We start from the raw sequence: 16,544 nt of genomic DNA on the forward strand, positions 1-16,544 counted from the left end.
GGCGCGGGTAGCGGTCGTTTACACCGAGAGGGTCGGCGGTTCGAGCCCGTCAGCGCCCACCATCAGAACCGGAAACCAAGTTTTCCCGTCCTGATCCGCATCTTCATTCGCTTCTCGATATCAGGCGAAAACAGCACCCTGTTGTTTTACTGCCGAGAGGTAGCCGCGCATTGCGTCTGCCGTGGCGTCGCTCAACTGGATGAAAATCCGTCGTTTGTCGTGAGCATCCGACACACGCAGGAACAGCCCCCGTTCCGTCATACCGCGAATTGCGCGCAGGGCCGTCGTCGGCAGAACTGCGGCGGCGATGCACAGGCTGGATACCGCCACCTGCGTCCCCTCGATCCGCGCGGCCATCAGGTCGAGCAGAATGTCCCACGCGGCCTCGCCGAACAGATCGGCCGACAGAAAACGATCGCGCAGTCTCCGCATCCGGATCATCTTTCGCACGTCGGCCCCGTTCACCGTCACGGTTCTTGTCGAAATGGGTATCGGCGCGGCACGATATCCGATCAGGCCGTCACTAAACGCATCGCCCCCACTGCTGAGCGGACTGCCCGCAAGTTCGGCCAAAGTTGAAGCAATCCGCGCCACCTCGTCAGCCAGTTTCTGCAAACGGTCATTGTCGTCATTGTCGGCGTTCAACCCCGGCGCGATGTCCGATCCCGACGCCAGCGCAACAGCACGGTCGATATTTGTCGGACTACACAACAGGGTCACGGGCCGCGCCACCCGCGACGGACATCCCGTCCTGGGCGACGGCGGACCGATCACGATCCCCGCCGCCGACCGCGTCAGCATCAACGCCGACGGCACCATCTGGATCGTCCCGGCAGGCGGCGATCCCAAAGTGCTCGATCGTTAGCGTTTCGAGGATCTTAAACGCGCGCTTCAGGTACGGATCGACAGCAAGCCTGGGCTGAAACGACTAGTGAAGAACATCCGGTTTACGGAAACGCGTGAGGGGTTGCGGATCGATATTGTCGATGAAGCCGACTTTTCGATGTTTGCAACGGCAACTGACCGCCTGTCACCCGATGCTCGCGATCTGATTGCGGAGGTGGCGAAGGTCGCGGCGGATGTACCCAACGACCTGATCGTGCGGGGGCATACCGACGCGCTGCCCTATGCGGCAATGGGGCCAATGAACAACTGGCTGCTTTCCACGGCGCGGGCAGAAGCGACGCGGCAGGCTTTGCTCATTGCCGGGGTGACTAGCCCAAGGTTCGCAAGGATCGAAGGAGTGGCCGACCGGGAACCCTATGTGCCCGGTGACCGGCTGGACCCGCGCAACAGACGCATGTCGATTACGCTGGGGTGGATGGGGGAATAACGATTTCACCCCGCTGCCCCCATTTCATCATCATCGACCAGAGCGCCGAGTTCTAGCGCCGCTGTGGCGATTGCGCCGAAATTAACCGTAATTATAGCGACACCAAATAATGCACCAACCACCATTCCCACGATCAAGCCGACAGATAAACCCGCTGACTGGCGAGTTAGCTGCTGCACGGCGACGTTAATGGCTTCGGGATTTGCAGTGGCATATGCGGCCAGCAACTGTGGGCTGGTTGTGGCGACTATGGCGATGGTCGCAATCAAGGATGGTCGCAATCAAGAATGCCAGACCGAGCAGGAAATATGCACCGAACAGTGTCCAGAAATGCCCCTTGGTTGCCCACCATGCCTCCCCGACCACGATCTTGTGCCGGACAACGGTGAACGCGATCAGAGATACGCGGCTGCGTACGGACTAACCGAAAACCGCCTCCGATGATCGAACTGAATATTCTCCCCCGAGATCTACGGCATAACCGCCTGAAATCAGAGTGAAACCTGTCGATCCAAAAGTCCAGCGGAGCGCCACGGCAAAGCAGCTTCGTCGAACACGGCTACTGTCGCGCCGACCGATCGTGTACGGCTGTAGCCACGCTACAGCCGTACACGACCCTACTAGTGCGCCAGTGCCTTATTGATATCCTCGACCATCTTCTTGGCATCGGCGAGCAACATCATGGTCTGGTCCATATAGAACACATCGTTATCGACACCGGCATAACCTACGCCGCCCATGCTGCGCTTGATGAAGAAGATCGTCTTTGCCTTGCCGACATCGAACACGGGCATGCCGTAAATCGGCGATCCCTTGTCGGTCTTTGCCGCCGGGTTCACGACGTCGTTCGCGCCGATGATGAAGGCGACGTCAGTCTGGGCGAACTCGCTGTTGATGTCCTCCAGTTCGAACACATCGTCATACGGCACATTGGCTTCGGCAAGCAGGACGTTCATGTGGCCGGGCATACGGCCGGCGACCGGGTGGATGGCGTACTTCACCTTCACGCCCTGTTTCTTCAGCAGATCGCCCATTTCGCGCAAGACGTGCTGTGCCTGTGCGACGGCCATGCCGTAACCGGGGACGATGATAACCTGATCAGCCTGAGCCATCATATAAGCAGCATCTTCGGCCGAGCCGCGCTTCCACGGACGGTCGGACTTTGCCTCGCCGCCCGTGGGGCCAGCAGCCGCGCCGAAGCCGCCTGCGATGACGCTGATGAAACTGCGGTTCATCGCCTTGCACATGATGTACGACAGGATCGCACCCGACGAACCGACGAGCGCGCCGGTGATGATCATTGCGGTGTTGTGGAGCGTGAAGCCCATCGCCGCCGCCGCCCAGCCCGAATAGCTGTTCAGCATCGACACGACGACCGGCATATCTGCACCGCCGATGGGCACGATGAGCAGGAAGCCGATCACGAACGCAAGCGCCGTGATCGTGAAGAACACCCAAGGTGCCTGATCGGTCGTAAAGTAAGCAACAAGACCGATGATCCCGGCGAGCAGCCCAAGGTTAATGACATGGCGACCGGGCAACATGATCGGTTTACCGCCCATGTTACCGTTGAGTTTCAGGAACGCGATGACCGAACCGCTGAACGTGATCGCACCGATCGCGACGCCAAGGCCCATTTCGATGCGACTGACGGGTTCGATGGTGCCGCTGGCGTCGAGAATGCCGAACGCTGCCGGGTTCAGGAAGGCAGCAGCAGCAACAAGCACGGCTGCCATACCGACGAGAGAGTGAAACGCGGCCACAAGCTGCGGCATGTCCGTCATCGCGATCTTGCGCGCGGTGACGAGACCAATGGCCGCACCGATGGCGATGGCGACCAGAATTTCGGGCAGGTTTGCAGTGTGGTGGACAAGCAATGTCGTGCCGACGGCGATCACCATGCCGACCATGCCATAGCGATTGCCGCGTTGGCTGGTGGCGGGCGACGACAGACCGCGCAGCGCCAAAATGAAGCATACTCCCGCGATCAGGTAGGCAAGGCCCACCAGCGGGTTTTGAACGGCGTGTTCCATTACCGTTCCTTCTTCTTATACATGGCGAGCATTCGCGCGGTGACGGCGAACCCCCCGAAAATGTTGACGCTGGCAAGCACAACGGCGAGCAGGCCGAGATATTTCGACGTGTCGCTGCCCGGAGCTGCGGACGCGATAAGCGCGCCGACAATGATGACCGACGAAATCGCGTTGGTTACCGCCATGAGCGGCGTATGCAGCGCGGGTGTGACCGACCAGACGACGTAATAGCCAACGAAACAAGCCATCACGAAGATGGATAGGATGCTAATAAAGTCCATTGTTATTCCCGTCCGGTTTAGCTGAGCAACCGCTCGCTGACGACTTTGCCACCCTGCGTAAGCCGGATTGCGTTGCCGATTTCTTCGTCGAGCACAGGCTTGCCCGCTTCCTTGTCCCAAAAGGCGCTGAGGAAGTTAAACAGATTGCGACTGAACAATGCGCTGGCATCTGTTGCGAGACGCGAGGGGACGTTGCGGTGGCCGACGATTTTTACGCCATGAACCTCAACTACCTGTCCTGCGACTGCGCCTTCGACGTTGCCGCCCGCCTCGACCGCGAGATCTACGATCACGCTGCCCGGTTTCATGCTGGCAATCTGAGCATCGGAAATCAGGCGTGGGGCCGGACGTCCGGGGATCAGTGCCGTCGTGATGACAATGTCCTGCTTGGCAATATGCGACGATACCAGAGCAGCTTGAGCAGCCTTATACTCGTCGGACATTTCAGTGGCATAGCCGCCTGAACCTTCGCCCTCGATACCCTTTACGTCTTCAACGAAGATCGCCTTGGCACCGAGCGATTCGATCTGTTCCTTAACCGCAGAACGAACGTCGGTCGCGGAAACCTGAGCGCCGAGACGACGGGCGGTTGCAATGGCTTGAAGTCCCGCGACACCGACACCCATGACAAAAACACGTGCCGCAGATACTGTTCCGGCGGCGGTCATCATCATCGGAAATGCTTTGCCATATTCCGACGCGGCATCAAGGACGGATTTATAACCCGACAGGTTCGACTGTGACGACAATATGTCCATCGACTGCGCGCGGGTGATTCGCGGCATGAACTCCATCGCCAGCGCCTCGACACCCAATGCGGCATATTCGTCCACACGGGCGCGTTCGGCGAAGGGATTGAGACCGGCAACAAGCCAGGCGCCCGGCTTCACGCCGACAAGGCTCGCTGGCGTCGGCCCTGCCACGCCCAGCAATATGTCGGCATCTGCCAAAACAGCCGAACGGTCTCCGATAATGGCCCCGGCATCGGCAAAAGCCTGGTCCGAAACCGATGCAGTTGCCCCCGCGCCACTCTCAACAGCAACTATTGCGCCCAAACCGATGAACTTCTTGACCGTTTCAGCAGAAGCCGAAACGCGACGTTCCCCCTCGGTAGTTTCCTTCAGGACAGCAATTTTCACCGAGTAACGACAATGATCGTGACTACGACGGCAACGATAAACGCAACAGCAATGGCCCCATTTTTGAACCACGTAATAAAGCGCCCGTACGAATCAACGTGCGCCGGTAGATCATTATTATTTTCGACTGCATCCGCCATGTCGCAAAACCCCGTATCTAATGACAATCGTTGCGAGCCATAACGGGGGACGGGGCCAGCCTCAAGTCCTTGATATGAACACCGCACAACCGGGATGATGGGGCAGGTTAAGCTGAACTTTACTACCGGGTGATAAACGATGGGATGGAACGACACAGGGAATATGGGGATAATGGCACCTAACGGCACCCGCATGGTCATGCTGGTCGATGACGAGCCCGCGCAGGTCCGGCTTGTGTCGGCGCTGGCGGCCCGTGCCGGATGGCGATCGATTGTGGCTGGCGATCCTGAAATCGCCATTGCAATGCTCGGCACGCGCGACGGCATGATGCTCGACGCTATCCTTATTGACCGGCCCGGCGAAGACGTCGGCGCACTGATCGCAGAATTACGCGCCCGCCGCCCTGCTCTGCCGATCTTGATGCTGACGGCAAACGAATCGGTCGACATTGCCGTTTCGGCAATGCGCGCGGGGCTTCCGATTTTCTGGTAAAGCCGATTGCGCCCGAGCGGCTTCTGGCGGCGCTGGTCGCCGCGGTGGAAAATGGCTCTGGTGGCGGCGAATTGCGCCCGCTGACTGAAAAGATGTCGGCACCGCTGGGTTTCGACGAGATCGTTGGGTCAGCGCCGAAATTTCGGTCCGCGCTTGCTATTGCTGCCAAAGCTGCGCGAGCGCGGGTGTCACTGCTGATCGAGGGCGAAAGCGGCGTCGGCAAGGCTGTCGTGGTCGAAGCAATCCATGCGGCATCACCCCGCGCCAAAAGGCCGTTGGTCACCATCAATTGTGGAACAATGGCGTCCAATCTGATCGAAAGCGAATTATTCGGCCACGAAAAAGGCGCGTTTGCGGGCGCGTTCCAGCAACAGGTTGGCAAATTTATCGACGCCGATGGTGGCACTTTGTTTCTCGATGAAGTCGGCGAGATGCCGTTGGAAGCACAGATCAAACTGCTGCGCGTGCTTCAGTCAGGCGAAGTGCTGCCGATCGGTGGTCGAGCCCGCGAAGTCGACGTGCGCGTGATCGTGGCATCAAATCGGTCGCTGATCGACGAAGTTGCGGGCGGTCGTTTCCGCGAAGACCTGTATTATCGGCTGGCCGTGGTTCAGGTTGCCATACCACCGCTGCGTGAAAGGGCGGGAGATGTCCCGGCACTGGCGCGGCATATGATGGCGCGGATTGCACGACAACCCGGCTTGCGCGGTCTTGGCATTACCGAAGAAGCGATGGCGCTGCTCAGTGGCTATGTCTGGCCGGGCAATGTGCGACAGTTGCAGAATGCATTGTTCCGTGCCGCGGTCCTTTGCGACGGCGATGCTCTTACGGCGGCAGACTTCCCGCACATCGCGGGGCAATTGGTCACCGGACGCCCGCGCGGACATGACAGCGAGGGTCAGGCAGCGGGGGTTACTTTATTTCAGCCCGACGGTAATTTGCGCACACTCGACGCGATCGAAGCTGATGTGATCAGATTGGCGATCGGTCATTACCGCGGTCGCATGACAGAGGTTGCGCGGCGGCTCGGGATCGGACGTTCGACGCTTTATCGCAAGTTGGCCGAACTCGGAATTTCCGACGCAGCTTAGCTTTAGCGATTAGCTCAGCGCCTGATCGCGCAATCCGCGCCAGACTTTCAACGCCTGTACCGTCTCCGGCACATCGTGGACCCGGAGCAGCTGGACGCCCTGCTTCGCCCCTTCCAGCACAACTGCGACCGAACCGCCAAGACGGTGTTCGACCGACGCCTCGTTCGACAGCGCCCCGATGAAGCGTTTGCGACTCGCCCCGAGCAGGAGCGGGCAACCAAGGCCGTGGAACAACGACAGGCCGTTGATGATAGCAAGATTGGCCGCCACTGATTTGCCGAAACCAATGCCAGGATCGACAATGATCCGCGCACGGTCGATTCCGACAGCCACCACCGCCTTAATGCGATCTGACAGCCAGTCGTAAGTTTCAATCAGCGGGTCGGCTTGTGCCGGGCCGTCATGAAGCGTTTTCGCCGCGTCCGGCGAGTGCATCAAGACCACCGGACAGGTAGCTCGAGCCATCAACGCAAGGGCCTGCGTATCGAACATCAGCGCGGAGACGTCGTTGACCATCGTCGCGCCAGCAGAAAGGGCGGCGTCCATAACGCTGGCTTTGCGGGTGTCGATAGAAACCGCCGCACCGCTACGGGTCAGGCGTTCGATAACGGGTTGGGTGCGGACGATCTCGTCACCCTCCCAGACCGGAGCGGCGCTGGGCCGGGTCGATTCACCGCCGACATCGATGATTGCTGCTCCGGCGGCGGCCATGTCGATGCCGATTGCAGCAGCTCGCGCGGGGTCAGTGCTGTATTTGCCGCCATCCGAGAAACTGTCAGGTGTCATGTTTAGGATGCCCATGACCTGCGGCTGGTCGAGGCGGATCGTGCGCTCCCCCATCGCAAGGGGCGCACGAGGAGCGGTGATACGCGTGTGGATGGCGGCTTGATCTTCTGTCGGCTCGAACCGGTCGATCGGAACGAGCCGCGAGGAGCGTTTGCCCTCGGCTATGGTAATGATTTCATAGGCCGCGAAAAACATCATCCCGCCAGCAAGGCGCGCGACCTGACCGTCGAAATTGACTGGAGTGTCGACGAATGCTGTCGGTCGGAGGTAAGTGCGAGTCACGGTTCTGTTGCGAGGATGTAGGTTTGGCGGAGGGTGTCGATCGGTTTCGCGGTGCCGCCGGCATCGTAGTGCCAGAAAGTCCAGCCATTACATGACGGTGCGCCCTGAAGCTGGGCACCGAGTTTGTGGATCGAACCGAGCGCTTCGGCATGAGAGAGCGAGCCATCGGCACGAACGGTCGCGATCCAGCGGCGTTTTGTATCGAAAACCTGCGTTCCGGGCTTGATTGCGCCGGTTTCGACCAGAGTTCCGAACGCAACGCGCGGTTGTGACTTCGGCGACTGCATGGTCGTGATCGCCGATTCATCGAGCGGCAACGCGGCTTCGATGCGTTCGCGGGCGACGTCGCAATAGGTCGCGTCGCGTTCGATGCCGATCCAGCGACGGTTGAGGCGGCGCGCTACCGCCCCTGTGGTTCCCGTGCCGAAAAACGGATCGAGAACGATATCGCCGGGGTTCGTCGAAGCCAGCATAATCCGGTAAAGCAGTGCCTCTGGCTTTTGCGTGGGATGCGCCTTCGTACCGCCACGTTTCAGCCGTTCCTGACCACCGCAGATCGGGAAGCTCCAGTCCGAGCGCATTTGCAGTTCGTCGTTCAGGCTCTTCATCGCGCGGTAGTTAAAAGTGTAACGCGCGCCCTCTCCCTTCGCAGCCCAGATCAGCGTTTCATGGGCATTGGTGAAACGGGTGCCCTTGAAGTTCGGCATCGGATTGGCTTTGCGCCAGACAATGTCGTTCAGAATCCAGAAACCCTGATCCTGAAGGCGCGAGCCGACGCGAAAGATGTTGTGGTAGCTGCCGATAACCCAAAGCGTGCCGCTGGGCTTCAGGATGCGGCGTGCTTCGGCCAGCCACGCGCTGGTGAAGGCGTCATAGGCCGCAAACGTATCGAATTTGTCCCAGTCGTTGTCGACGGCATCGACGCGACCGCCCTCTGGACGGAACAGGTCACCGCCAAGCTGGAGGTTATACGGCGGATCGGCGAACACCATGTCCACGCAAGCATCCGGTAACGAAGCCATTGCCGCGATGCAGTCATCCATGATGATCTGATCGAGCGGCAGTTCGCGGATCGGCGCAACCGGCTTTAATTTCTGTAACAATCCCACCAAAACGCCCCCGTTAAATCTGGCCCCTGTGTGAGTCCCTCCGAGTCGCGGGTCAAGGTCGCAGTTAATAATCGCTGGCGAAGTGGGGGTTTGACGGCGCGAGAACGAAACGAGTCTGCCACGACATCTGGTGGGGCCGCCTGCCGACCGACTCAACTGATGGCGTGTGACATCAAAGACTCAGTTCGTCGCAAATCGTGGTCGCGGACGGGTGCAAAGCTACGGCGATGGAGCGGACAGGGTCCGTGTTCGCGCAATGCGGCCAGATGGATGGGCGAACCATAGCCTTTGTTCGACGCCCAGCCATAGTGCGGCCATTGCTCGGCATGGGAAAGCATGATGGTGTCGCGGACGTGTTTTGCGATAATCGACGCGGCCGCGATCGAAAGGCTAAGTGCGTCGCCACCAACGATCGCGGTCGCGGCGTGATCCCATTTCGGCAAGCGGTTGCCGTCGACAAGAACGTGAGCCGGGACGCAATCGAGTGCGGAGACGGCCAACGTCATCGCCTTCATCGTTGCCCAATAGATGTTGAGCGTATCGATCTCGTCAGCCTCGACGATCCCGACACCGACGATTGCGCATAATTGCAACCGGTCATGCAGCCGGGCGCGTTCGGGTGCAGACAGTTTCTTGGAGTCATTGATACCGCGCGGGATGCCCCTTGCAGGTAGGATAACGGCTGCGGCGACAACGGGACCGGCGAGCGGCCCCCTGCCTGCCTCATCGACTCCGGCGACGGGTGACAGGCAGATTTTTTCGTGCCGCATGGAGGGGCGGATCACACGCGCCATGGTGGAAACCTCCGACTTTCGCCCGCTGTGTAAAGGCAGATGGCGTTGCCCGCAGGATCGCGGGTCCAGGCTTCGCGCCAGAGCCACGGCTGTTCGGTCGGCAGTATGTGGAATATCACGCCCGCCTGTTGCAGCCTTGCAACCTCGACGTCCAGATTATTGCATTCGAAATAGGTACCGGCACTACCGCGATGGATCGAAAGCGTAACGCCACCGGGAGCTTCGAAGCGGGCATAGTCGGGAGCCGAATCCACGATCAGTTTCAAGCCAAGCGTTTGATAAAAGCCACGCGAAGCTTCGTGATCGGTCGCGCCGAGCGTTATCTGGTTCAGGCGCATTTCGGGGGCAACATCCAGGACGACCCGTTGTTGTCCCATCGGACCGTGACCTGAACCGAGACCGGGCGCATTGAGAAGCGAGAGGCGCACGAAAAGCCGGGCATCGGCGACTGCGCTTTCAAGACTGGCCCCTTGTGCAAGCGACGTCGCGATGGCGCTGGCAAGCGTGCAGCCGGTCCCATGCGTGCTGGTCGTATCAATGCGCGGCGCCGACCATATTGCGCGGGTGCCGTTGGCGTCGATCAGTCGATCGGTAACTTCGTCGCCATTGGCATGCCCGCCCTTGACCAACACCGTCCCGCCGAGAGCGACCAATCGATCTTCGCCGCCAAGCGCCTCTAATTCAGGCAGATTCGGAGTGACCACCGATGCCATCGCGATGAGCCTGTCGAACGCCGCTATGGTCGCGGCATCGGCCAACCGACTGCCACTGGTCGACACCATTACCGGGTCGAAGACGATTGGGATCGACAGTGGCGCAAGAGTGTCTGCCACCGCTTCTACCGTTGCCGCCGATCCGATCATGCCAATCTTTATCGCGTCCGCGCCAATGTCGTTTAAACAGCTTTTGATTTGTGCGATGACCATGTCGGTCGGCACCGGGTGAACCGCCTGAACCCCGGTGGTGTTCTGGGCCGTGATCGCCGCAATCGCCGTCATCGCATGACCGCCAAGCATCGTCACAGTCTTGATATCGGCCTGTATCCCAGCGCCGCCGCCGCTATCCGACCCGGCAATGATAAGGACGCGCGCCGTCATCCCCGGAACTTCCGTTCCGTCGATGCGGGGTTTTTGGCAAGCAGGTCGGCGGCACGGGTAGGTCGGGGTGCCAGAGCGCCACCGCAATTGCGACATTGCGACCCTGCGCAATCAGGACACCATGTGCATTCGAAAGAACAGATCAATGCGCCGGCATCAGGCAGCAAATCACGCCCGCAAGATTCGCAATCGGGACGCATTTCCAGCATTATCCTGCGGCCTTCACCGTCTCGCAGATCATATCGACCAGTCGCGTGACCTGAGCGCTGTCGTCGCCCTCCGCCATGACCCGGATCAAGGGTTCAGTGCCGGATGGACGAATGACGAGCCGCCCTTTGCCCACCAGTTCGGCTTCGGCTTCGGCGATAGCTGCTTTGACGTTTTTATCTTCGAGAGGCTTGCCCCCCGAAAAGCGCACGTTCTTCAAAAGTTGCGGCACGGGATCGAAAAGCCGGAGCAATTCGCTGGCTGGCTTGCCCGTCTTGACCAATTCGGCCAGCACCTGAAGCGCCGCGATCAGGCCGTCGCCCGTCGTCGCATAGTCGGACAGGATGATGTGCCCCGACTGTTCGCCGCCGACGTTGAACCCGGACTTGCGCATTTTTTCAAGGACATAACGGTCGCCAACGCTTGTCCGTTCAAGAGTCAGCCCCTGCCCCTGTAGATATCGTTCAAGGCCGAGGTTGGACATCACCGTGGCGACGATACCATTTCCCCGTAGCAAGCCGTGGCGTGCCCAGCTCGTTCCGATCAGCGCCATCAACTGGTCGCCGTCGACGATCTGGCCGGTTTCATCGACCACGATCAGGCGGTCGGCGTCTCCGTCGAGGGCAATACCGATGTGCGCTCCACTGGCGACGACGGTTTCCTGCAACAGTGCCGGTGCAGTCGATCCGCAGCCGTCGTTGATATTGCGGCCGTCCGGCGTCACGCCGATCTGGATGAGTTCTGCGCCAAGCTCCCAAAGAGCCATCGGAGCGACCTGATAAGCGGCACCGTTTGCGCAATCGATCACGACTTTCAGCCCGTCGAGTCGAAGATCCTCGGGAAAAGTGGATTTCGCAGCATGAATGTAACGACCGCGCGCATCCTCCACCCGGCGGGCGCGACCGATATCGCGCGAAGGTGCGAGCGCAGTCGGAACATCGAGCAGCCGTTCGATTTCCGCTTCGGCTTCGTCGGACAGTTTGTAGCCGTCGGGACCGAACAGCTTTATCCCGTTATCTTCATAAGGGTTGTGGCTGGCTGAGATCATCACGCCAAGATCGGCGCGCATCGACTGGGTAAGCAGAGCGACGGCGGGCGTCGGGATCGGCCCGAACTGGATGACATCCATGCCAACGCTGGTGAATCCGGCAACGAGCGCCGATTCCATCATGTAACCCGACAAACGCGTGTCCTTGCCGATAACGACACGATGACGGTGGCTGCCCCGCAGGAAATAGCTGCCTGCTGCCTGCCCCACTTTCATCGCGATTTCTGCCGTCATTGGCGCAACGTTGGTACGTCCGCGAATTCCGTCGGTGCCGAAAAATTTACGCGTCACTCTGAGGCTTCCTCTTCTTATCGACCGAATTACCCGTTGGAATTACTGCTTTCGCCTGATTGTCATAGAAGGCAAGACGGTGTGATGTCGAACGCAACACGTATTCTTTCCGCGCTCATCGTAGGGCTGATCCTCGGGATCGCCGCAGTGGCATTTTCACCAGAAATGGCAAAGACGGCGGCATCGATCGCCGATCCTGTCGGGACGCTGTGGCTGAACGGTTTGCGCATGACGATTATTCCCCTTGTGGTGGCTCTGCTGGTTACGGGGATCGGGCAGACCGCAGAGGCCGCGCGCGCAGGGCGACTGGCGGGACGCGCGATGATCTGGTTCGTCGCGGTGTTATGGGCGACGACGATCGTATCGGCACTGATCTTTCCGATACTACTCGATTTGTGGCCGATGCCCGCAGAATCGGCGAGCGCACTGAAGGCAGCATTGAGCCAGGCCGCGCCGACCGGCCCAGTGCCGACACTCGGCGATTTCGTGCGATCGATCATTCCATCCAACCCCATTTCCGCAGCCGCCGACAATGCGATCCTGCCGCTGGTGGTGTTCGCAACCTTTTTTGCGTTCGCCGTCACCCAATTGCCGCCCGGACCGCGTGACAGGATGACGGGGTTTTTCAGTGCGCTTGCCGATACGATGTTGATCATCATCGGCTGGGTCTTGCGGTTTGCACCCATTGGGGTGTTCGCACTGGCGTTTGCAGTCGGTGCCCGGTCGGGCGCAGCCGCGTTCGGCGCGCTCGCCCATTATGTCGTTTGCGTGTCGAGCATGGGGATTTTGGTCGGACTGAGCGGCTATGGCGTCGCGCGGATCGCCGGACGTGTTCCCCTGATGACATTTGCCCGCACGGTCGCCCCGGCTCAGGCCGTTGCGATCAGCACCCAGTCCTCGCTCGCGTCGTTGCCCGAAATGTTGCGCGCCACGGAAAATCTTGGCGCGCCTCAGGCGACGGCAGGGGTCGTCCTGCCGCTGGCGGTGGCGCTATTCCGCGCGACCAGTCCCGCAATGAACCTCGCCGTCGCGCTGTATATTGCGCACTGGTACGGCATTGCGCTGACCCCACCGTCCTGTTCGCGGGCGTTGCGACGGCCGCGGTCACGACGATGGGTTCGGTCAGCCTGCCCGGCACGATCACCTATTTCTCGTCCGTCGCGCCGGTAGCGCTCGTGATGGGCGTCCCGCTCGAACCGCTCGCACTTTTGGTCGCGGTCGAAACGGTGCCCGATATTTTCCGGACGCTGGGCAATGTCACGATGGACGTGGCCGCAACCATTTCCATCGCGCGACAATCGGGAACGATAGTTGAGAACCCGGCTCCCGCTATTTAACCCCGTGCATCCACTTCCTGATGAGCGGTGAGACGATCAGCAGGAACACGCCGATACCCGCCGCGAAAAGGCCGATCGTCCAGAACGTTCCCGCATAGGTATCCAGGCTGACCTTCGCATTGGTCACCTGACCGCCAACGGTTTCGACGCTGGCAACCTGCGCGACCATTCCGGCGAAATACTGGGCAACAGAGATCGACAGGAACCAGACCCCCATCATCATGCCGACGACACGCGCAATCGACAGCTTGGTGATCATGCTGAGGCCAACCGGTGAGATGCAGAGTTCGGCGATCGAATGGATCAGGTAAAGTCCGGCGAGCCACCAGATGCCGACCTTGTAATCGGGGCCGACAAACTGCGTTCCCCATACGAGGAACAGAAAACCGAGGCCAACACCGATCAGTGCGATTCCGAACTTGACCGGAATGGTCGGTTCGATCCCACGCCGCGCCATAGCCGTCCACAGGACACTGAACACCGGGGCAAGCGCCACGATGAAGAACGCGTTGAAAAACTGCGTCTGTCCCGCCGAAATGCTGAACCAGCCAAAGATCGACAGGTCGGTATTGCGATCGGCGAACAGGGTCAGCGAAGACCCTGCCTGTTCGAACAGCGTCCAGAAAGTGACGTTGAAGACGATCAGCACGATCGCCGCCAGCATCATCTGAAACTCCTGTCGCGAACCCACGCGCGACGACCAGATCGGGATGCCGATGACTGCAATGATAAAGGTAAAGAACAATGCCTTTGCCATGATCGGCAATGCGAGAAGATAACCGACGATACCCGATCCCGACCCCGCGTGTGGCGCATTCATCAGGTTCGTGAACAGAAACCAGATCACGGGAATCGCGAGCAATGCACCGATGTAGATGAGCTTGGACCGGTCCGGACCGGTGGAGACGGGCGGCTCGCCATAACCCTTCAGCTTGCCGCCATCGAACTGGATCAAACTATACGAAAACAGCATTCCGATCGCTGCCAGCAAAAAGCCTGCCCACCAGCCGACAGCAACCGCAAGAAACGGACATAGCAGTTGCGAAAACAGCGAGCCGAGGTTGATGCCCATGTAGAATATCGTGAAACCCGCATCGCGGCGCCGGTCGCCCTGTGCATAAAGCGAACCGACGATGGTTGAGATATTCGGTTTAAAGAACCCGTTGCCGACCGTGATCAGCGACAGAGCGACCAGCATCAACGCTGTATAAAATGGATTACGGTCGCCGCCTGCTTCGAAATCCTTGCCTTCGACGCGGCGAACTTCTTTGCCATCGGCGCCAAGAAGCGAAACCGTTTTGTCGTCATTCCCCTTTATCAGCAACGAACGGTTGTCGATATTGACGAACTGATGACGGGTTTCGCCCGAGCCCTTGACCGTGATTTCGTAACGCTGGCCGTCGACCTTCGCGAAAGGGGTCGCAGTCTGTCCGCCGAAACAAAGCACGAAATAGCCGAGCGACATGACCAGCGCGCCGAACTTGATCGACCTTTTCGCGCCGAGGTAGCGATCCGCGATCAGCCCGCCGACCAGCGGCGTCAGGTAAACCAGCGCTGTGAACCCGCCATAAAGGCCGGTCGTCGTCTGGTCGCTGAAAAGGAAATGGTCGGCGAGGTACAGCGTCAACAGCGCTCGCATACCGTAAAAGCCGAACCGTTCCCACATCTCGGTCGTGAACAACCGCGCCAGTTGCCGGGGATGCCCGAACCATGTTTCGCCACTGGCGGGATTGACGTGGCTGATATCGGGTTCGCCCGGTGAATCGGCGGTTGGGGTATCCATGCGGCACAAATTCCTTAAGCGTAACAGGCGTCTATCGCGCCCGATCATGCCGCGAAGACTAGCGCGGAAATTGCGCGTGTGAAGAAGATTGTGGCGATTATATACATGACAAAGCACCAAGATAACGCTACAGGATTGTCGGGACAGGCCGGCGCAGAAATTGAGTTCACGGACCTACAGCTAAGCGCGTTGCGTGAGGCTGTGGGTCTTTGGCTTACCGAGAGCCAGGAAGAGCTTCGCGACGGTGGCTATGGAGATGTTAAGTCCCTAGCCCTTCGAATTGCGCCGCTCGTGCATATTTCCTCAAGCTGGTCATGTGTGACCGTTAAGCAGTCCACCGCCGCAGACGCTAACTCGCGGAACTGCCAGACGTGATCGTGGAACGTGGCGGCATTATAATCATGTCTCTTCACTCGGTAACGGTCATCAACCGAACGCGTAAAGAAACTGAATTTTGTAAAGTCATGTTCGGACGCCAGAGTGCCGTGCATAAGGGCATTACGCTTTGCAAATGACATTGCAGTTTTGAGATGAGAGATCGCATCGTCTCGACCTTCGAGGCGCAACAAGGCATAAAGAATGCTGATTTTCGCTTTATGTTGAAGCGTTCCAAGAACAATGGAAGCGTGCAGCATCTCCATCTTGGTTATTTTCCATATCTCGCACTCGATATGCATTTCAACCTTACCCCACAGTGCGATCAAAATTCCAAGATCGTGCAGAAACTGCGTCCGCTGCTCCACCCCTTCGATATCTCCCCCACCTATGGTAGGTATTTTGACCATGACACAGACCGATCAACAAAAAACAGACGACGTGCTGCGGCGGATGCTCGCAACACCGCCTAAGCCCCATGAATCTGAACGAGAGTCAAAGGGCGCGGAAAGGGAACGGCAGGGCAAGTCTCAATGAGAGAAAGCCCCGCCGAAGTTTGCAAGGGGCCGCTTAATGCGGCCCCTTGGTTAAGCCGCCAGTTGGGCTGGAGTTACGTTTGTCGACAACCAAGCGTTTGCTGCGGGGCCGACGCGACGGGTTGCCCAATCAGCGCCTTGTGTCAGCTCGAATACGCCCGCAGTATCGTCACCATCAAGAGCGGTGATAACGATGTCGCGAACCTGTTCAGCGGTGCCCTGAACGCTGATTAGCCAGTTCGATTCAGTGAGCTTCGTTGCACCCCATATTGCCATAAGGCGATAAATGGGTGCGTAGTTGCGGGCGTTGTGAAGATCGTACGTTACAAGGTATTTAGTCATGGCTTTAGTGTCCGTGCTTGCGCACGGAGGCGGGTTGACAACCGCAA

Annotated in this window: 14 protein-coding genes and 3 pseudogenes; 3 read left to right on the forward strand and 14 right to left on the reverse strand. The window is 59.3% G+C overall.

The window, feature by feature from the left end:
- Positions 1-120: 120 nt before the first annotated feature.
- Positions 121-849: a hypothetical protein gene (locus D3Y57_RS07125; RefSeq protein WP_430739026.1), complete on the reverse strand. Its 729-nt coding sequence runs from the start codon at positions 847-849 to the stop codon at positions 121-123.
- A 16-nt stretch (positions 850-865) separates the two neighbouring features.
- Here D3Y57_RS07125 and D3Y57_RS20820 point away from each other — a divergent pair.
- Positions 866-1,321 (forward strand): annotated as a pseudogene (locus tag D3Y57_RS20820) (OmpA family protein); the annotation flags it as partial.
- A 17-nt stretch (positions 1,322-1,338) separates the two neighbouring features.
- Here D3Y57_RS20820 and D3Y57_RS07135 read toward each other — a convergent pair.
- From D3Y57_RS07135 to D3Y57_RS07150, 4 genes are all read right to left on the reverse strand, one after another.
- A complete protein-coding gene (locus tag D3Y57_RS07135; RefSeq protein WP_121152416.1) occupies positions 1,339-1,602 on the reverse strand; it encodes a hypothetical protein in 264 nt (87 codons plus the stop codon).
- A gap of 351 nt (positions 1,603-1,953) precedes the next feature.
- On the reverse strand, positions 1,954-3,366 hold the full coding sequence (locus tag D3Y57_RS07140) for an NAD(P)(+) transhydrogenase (Re/Si-specific) subunit beta (protein ID WP_121152417.1): 1,413 nt from the start codon (positions 3,364-3,366) through the stop codon (positions 1,954-1,956).
- Positions 3,366-3,647, reverse strand: a complete 282-nt coding sequence (locus D3Y57_RS07145) for an NAD(P) transhydrogenase subunit alpha part 2 (protein WP_121152418.1) — start codon at positions 3,645-3,647, stop codon at positions 3,366-3,368. The genes D3Y57_RS07140 and D3Y57_RS07145 overlap by 1 nt, the downstream gene beginning before the upstream one ends.
- Positions 3,648-3,664: 17 nt before the next feature.
- Positions 3,665-4,786 (reverse strand): NAD(P) transhydrogenase subunit alpha, encoded by a 1,122-nt coding sequence (locus D3Y57_RS07150; RefSeq protein WP_121152419.1) that lies wholly within the window; start codon positions 4,784-4,786, stop codon positions 3,665-3,667.
- A gap of 312 nt (positions 4,787-5,098) precedes the next feature.
- On the opposite strand from D3Y57_RS07150, the pseudogene D3Y57_RS07160 reads away from it, so the two are divergent.
- Positions 5,099-6,510: pseudogene (locus tag D3Y57_RS07160) on the forward strand (sigma-54-dependent transcriptional regulator).
- A 9-nt stretch (positions 6,511-6,519) separates the two neighbouring features.
- On the opposite strand, the gene folP reads toward D3Y57_RS07160, so the two are convergent.
- The 6 genes from folP to glmM all read right to left on the reverse strand — a co-directional run bounded on the left by folP (position 6,520) and on the right by glmM (position 12,124).
- Positions 6,520-7,578, reverse strand: a complete 1,059-nt coding sequence (gene folP, locus D3Y57_RS07165) for a dihydropteroate synthase (protein WP_239025974.1) — start codon at positions 7,576-7,578, stop codon at positions 6,520-6,522.
- A complete protein-coding gene (locus D3Y57_RS07170) occupies positions 7,575-8,687 on the reverse strand; it encodes a site-specific DNA-methyltransferase (protein WP_277873338.1) in 1,113 nt (370 codons plus the stop codon). The genes folP and D3Y57_RS07170 overlap by 4 nt, the downstream gene beginning before the upstream one ends.
- A 152-nt stretch (positions 8,688-8,839) precedes the next feature.
- The gene (gene rnhB / locus D3Y57_RS07175) at positions 8,840-9,481 is read right to left on the reverse strand and encodes a ribonuclease HII (protein WP_205590095.1); all 642 of its coding nucleotides are present in this window, start codon (positions 9,479-9,481) and stop codon (positions 8,840-8,842) included.
- Positions 9,469-10,578 (reverse strand): bifunctional hydroxymethylpyrimidine kinase/phosphomethylpyrimidine kinase, encoded by a 1,110-nt coding sequence (gene thiD / locus D3Y57_RS07180; protein ID WP_121152421.1) that lies wholly within the window; start codon positions 10,576-10,578, stop codon positions 9,469-9,471. The genes rnhB and thiD overlap by 13 nt, the downstream gene beginning before the upstream one ends.
- Positions 10,575-10,787: a DUF1272 domain-containing protein gene (locus D3Y57_RS07185; protein WP_121152422.1), complete on the reverse strand. Its 213-nt coding sequence runs from the start codon at positions 10,785-10,787 to the stop codon at positions 10,575-10,577. Before D3Y57_RS07185 ends, thiD begins: the two co-directional genes overlap by 4 nt.
- The gene (gene glmM / locus D3Y57_RS07190) at positions 10,787-12,124 is read right to left on the reverse strand and encodes a phosphoglucosamine mutase (protein WP_121152423.1); all 1,338 of its coding nucleotides are present in this window, start codon (positions 12,122-12,124) and stop codon (positions 10,787-10,789) included. Before glmM ends, D3Y57_RS07185 begins: the two co-directional genes overlap by 1 nt.
- A gap of 84 nt (positions 12,125-12,208) precedes the next feature.
- Between glmM and D3Y57_RS07195 the strand changes: the two are divergent.
- Positions 12,209-13,461: pseudogene (locus D3Y57_RS07195) on the forward strand (dicarboxylate/amino acid:cation symporter).
- Here the strand turns inward: D3Y57_RS07195 and D3Y57_RS07200 are convergent.
- From D3Y57_RS07200 to D3Y57_RS07210, 3 genes are all read right to left on the reverse strand, one after another.
- Positions 13,454-15,244 carry a peptide MFS transporter gene (locus D3Y57_RS07200; protein ID WP_121152424.1) on the reverse strand — a complete coding sequence of 597 codons (1,791 nt, stop codon included), beginning with the start codon at positions 15,242-15,244 and terminating at the stop codon, positions 13,454-13,456. The pseudogene D3Y57_RS07195 and the gene D3Y57_RS07200 overlap by 8 nt on opposite strands.
- Before the next feature lie 248 nt (positions 15,245-15,492).
- Positions 15,493-16,029, reverse strand: coding sequence for a hypothetical protein (locus D3Y57_RS07205; protein WP_121152425.1), 537 nt, complete (start codon positions 16,027-16,029; stop codon positions 15,493-15,495).
- Positions 16,030-16,206: 177 nt separating this feature from the next.
- Positions 16,207-16,497, reverse strand: coding sequence for a hypothetical protein (locus D3Y57_RS07210; protein ID WP_162987030.1), 291 nt, complete (start codon positions 16,495-16,497; stop codon positions 16,207-16,209).
- Positions 16,498-16,544 lie beyond the last annotated feature (47 nt).

The sequence above is a fragment of the Sphingomonas paeninsulae genome (genome assembly GCF_003660165.1).
Taxonomy (GTDB): Bacteria; Pseudomonadota; Alphaproteobacteria; order Sphingomonadales; family Sphingomonadaceae; genus Sphingomonas_O; species Sphingomonas_O paeninsulae.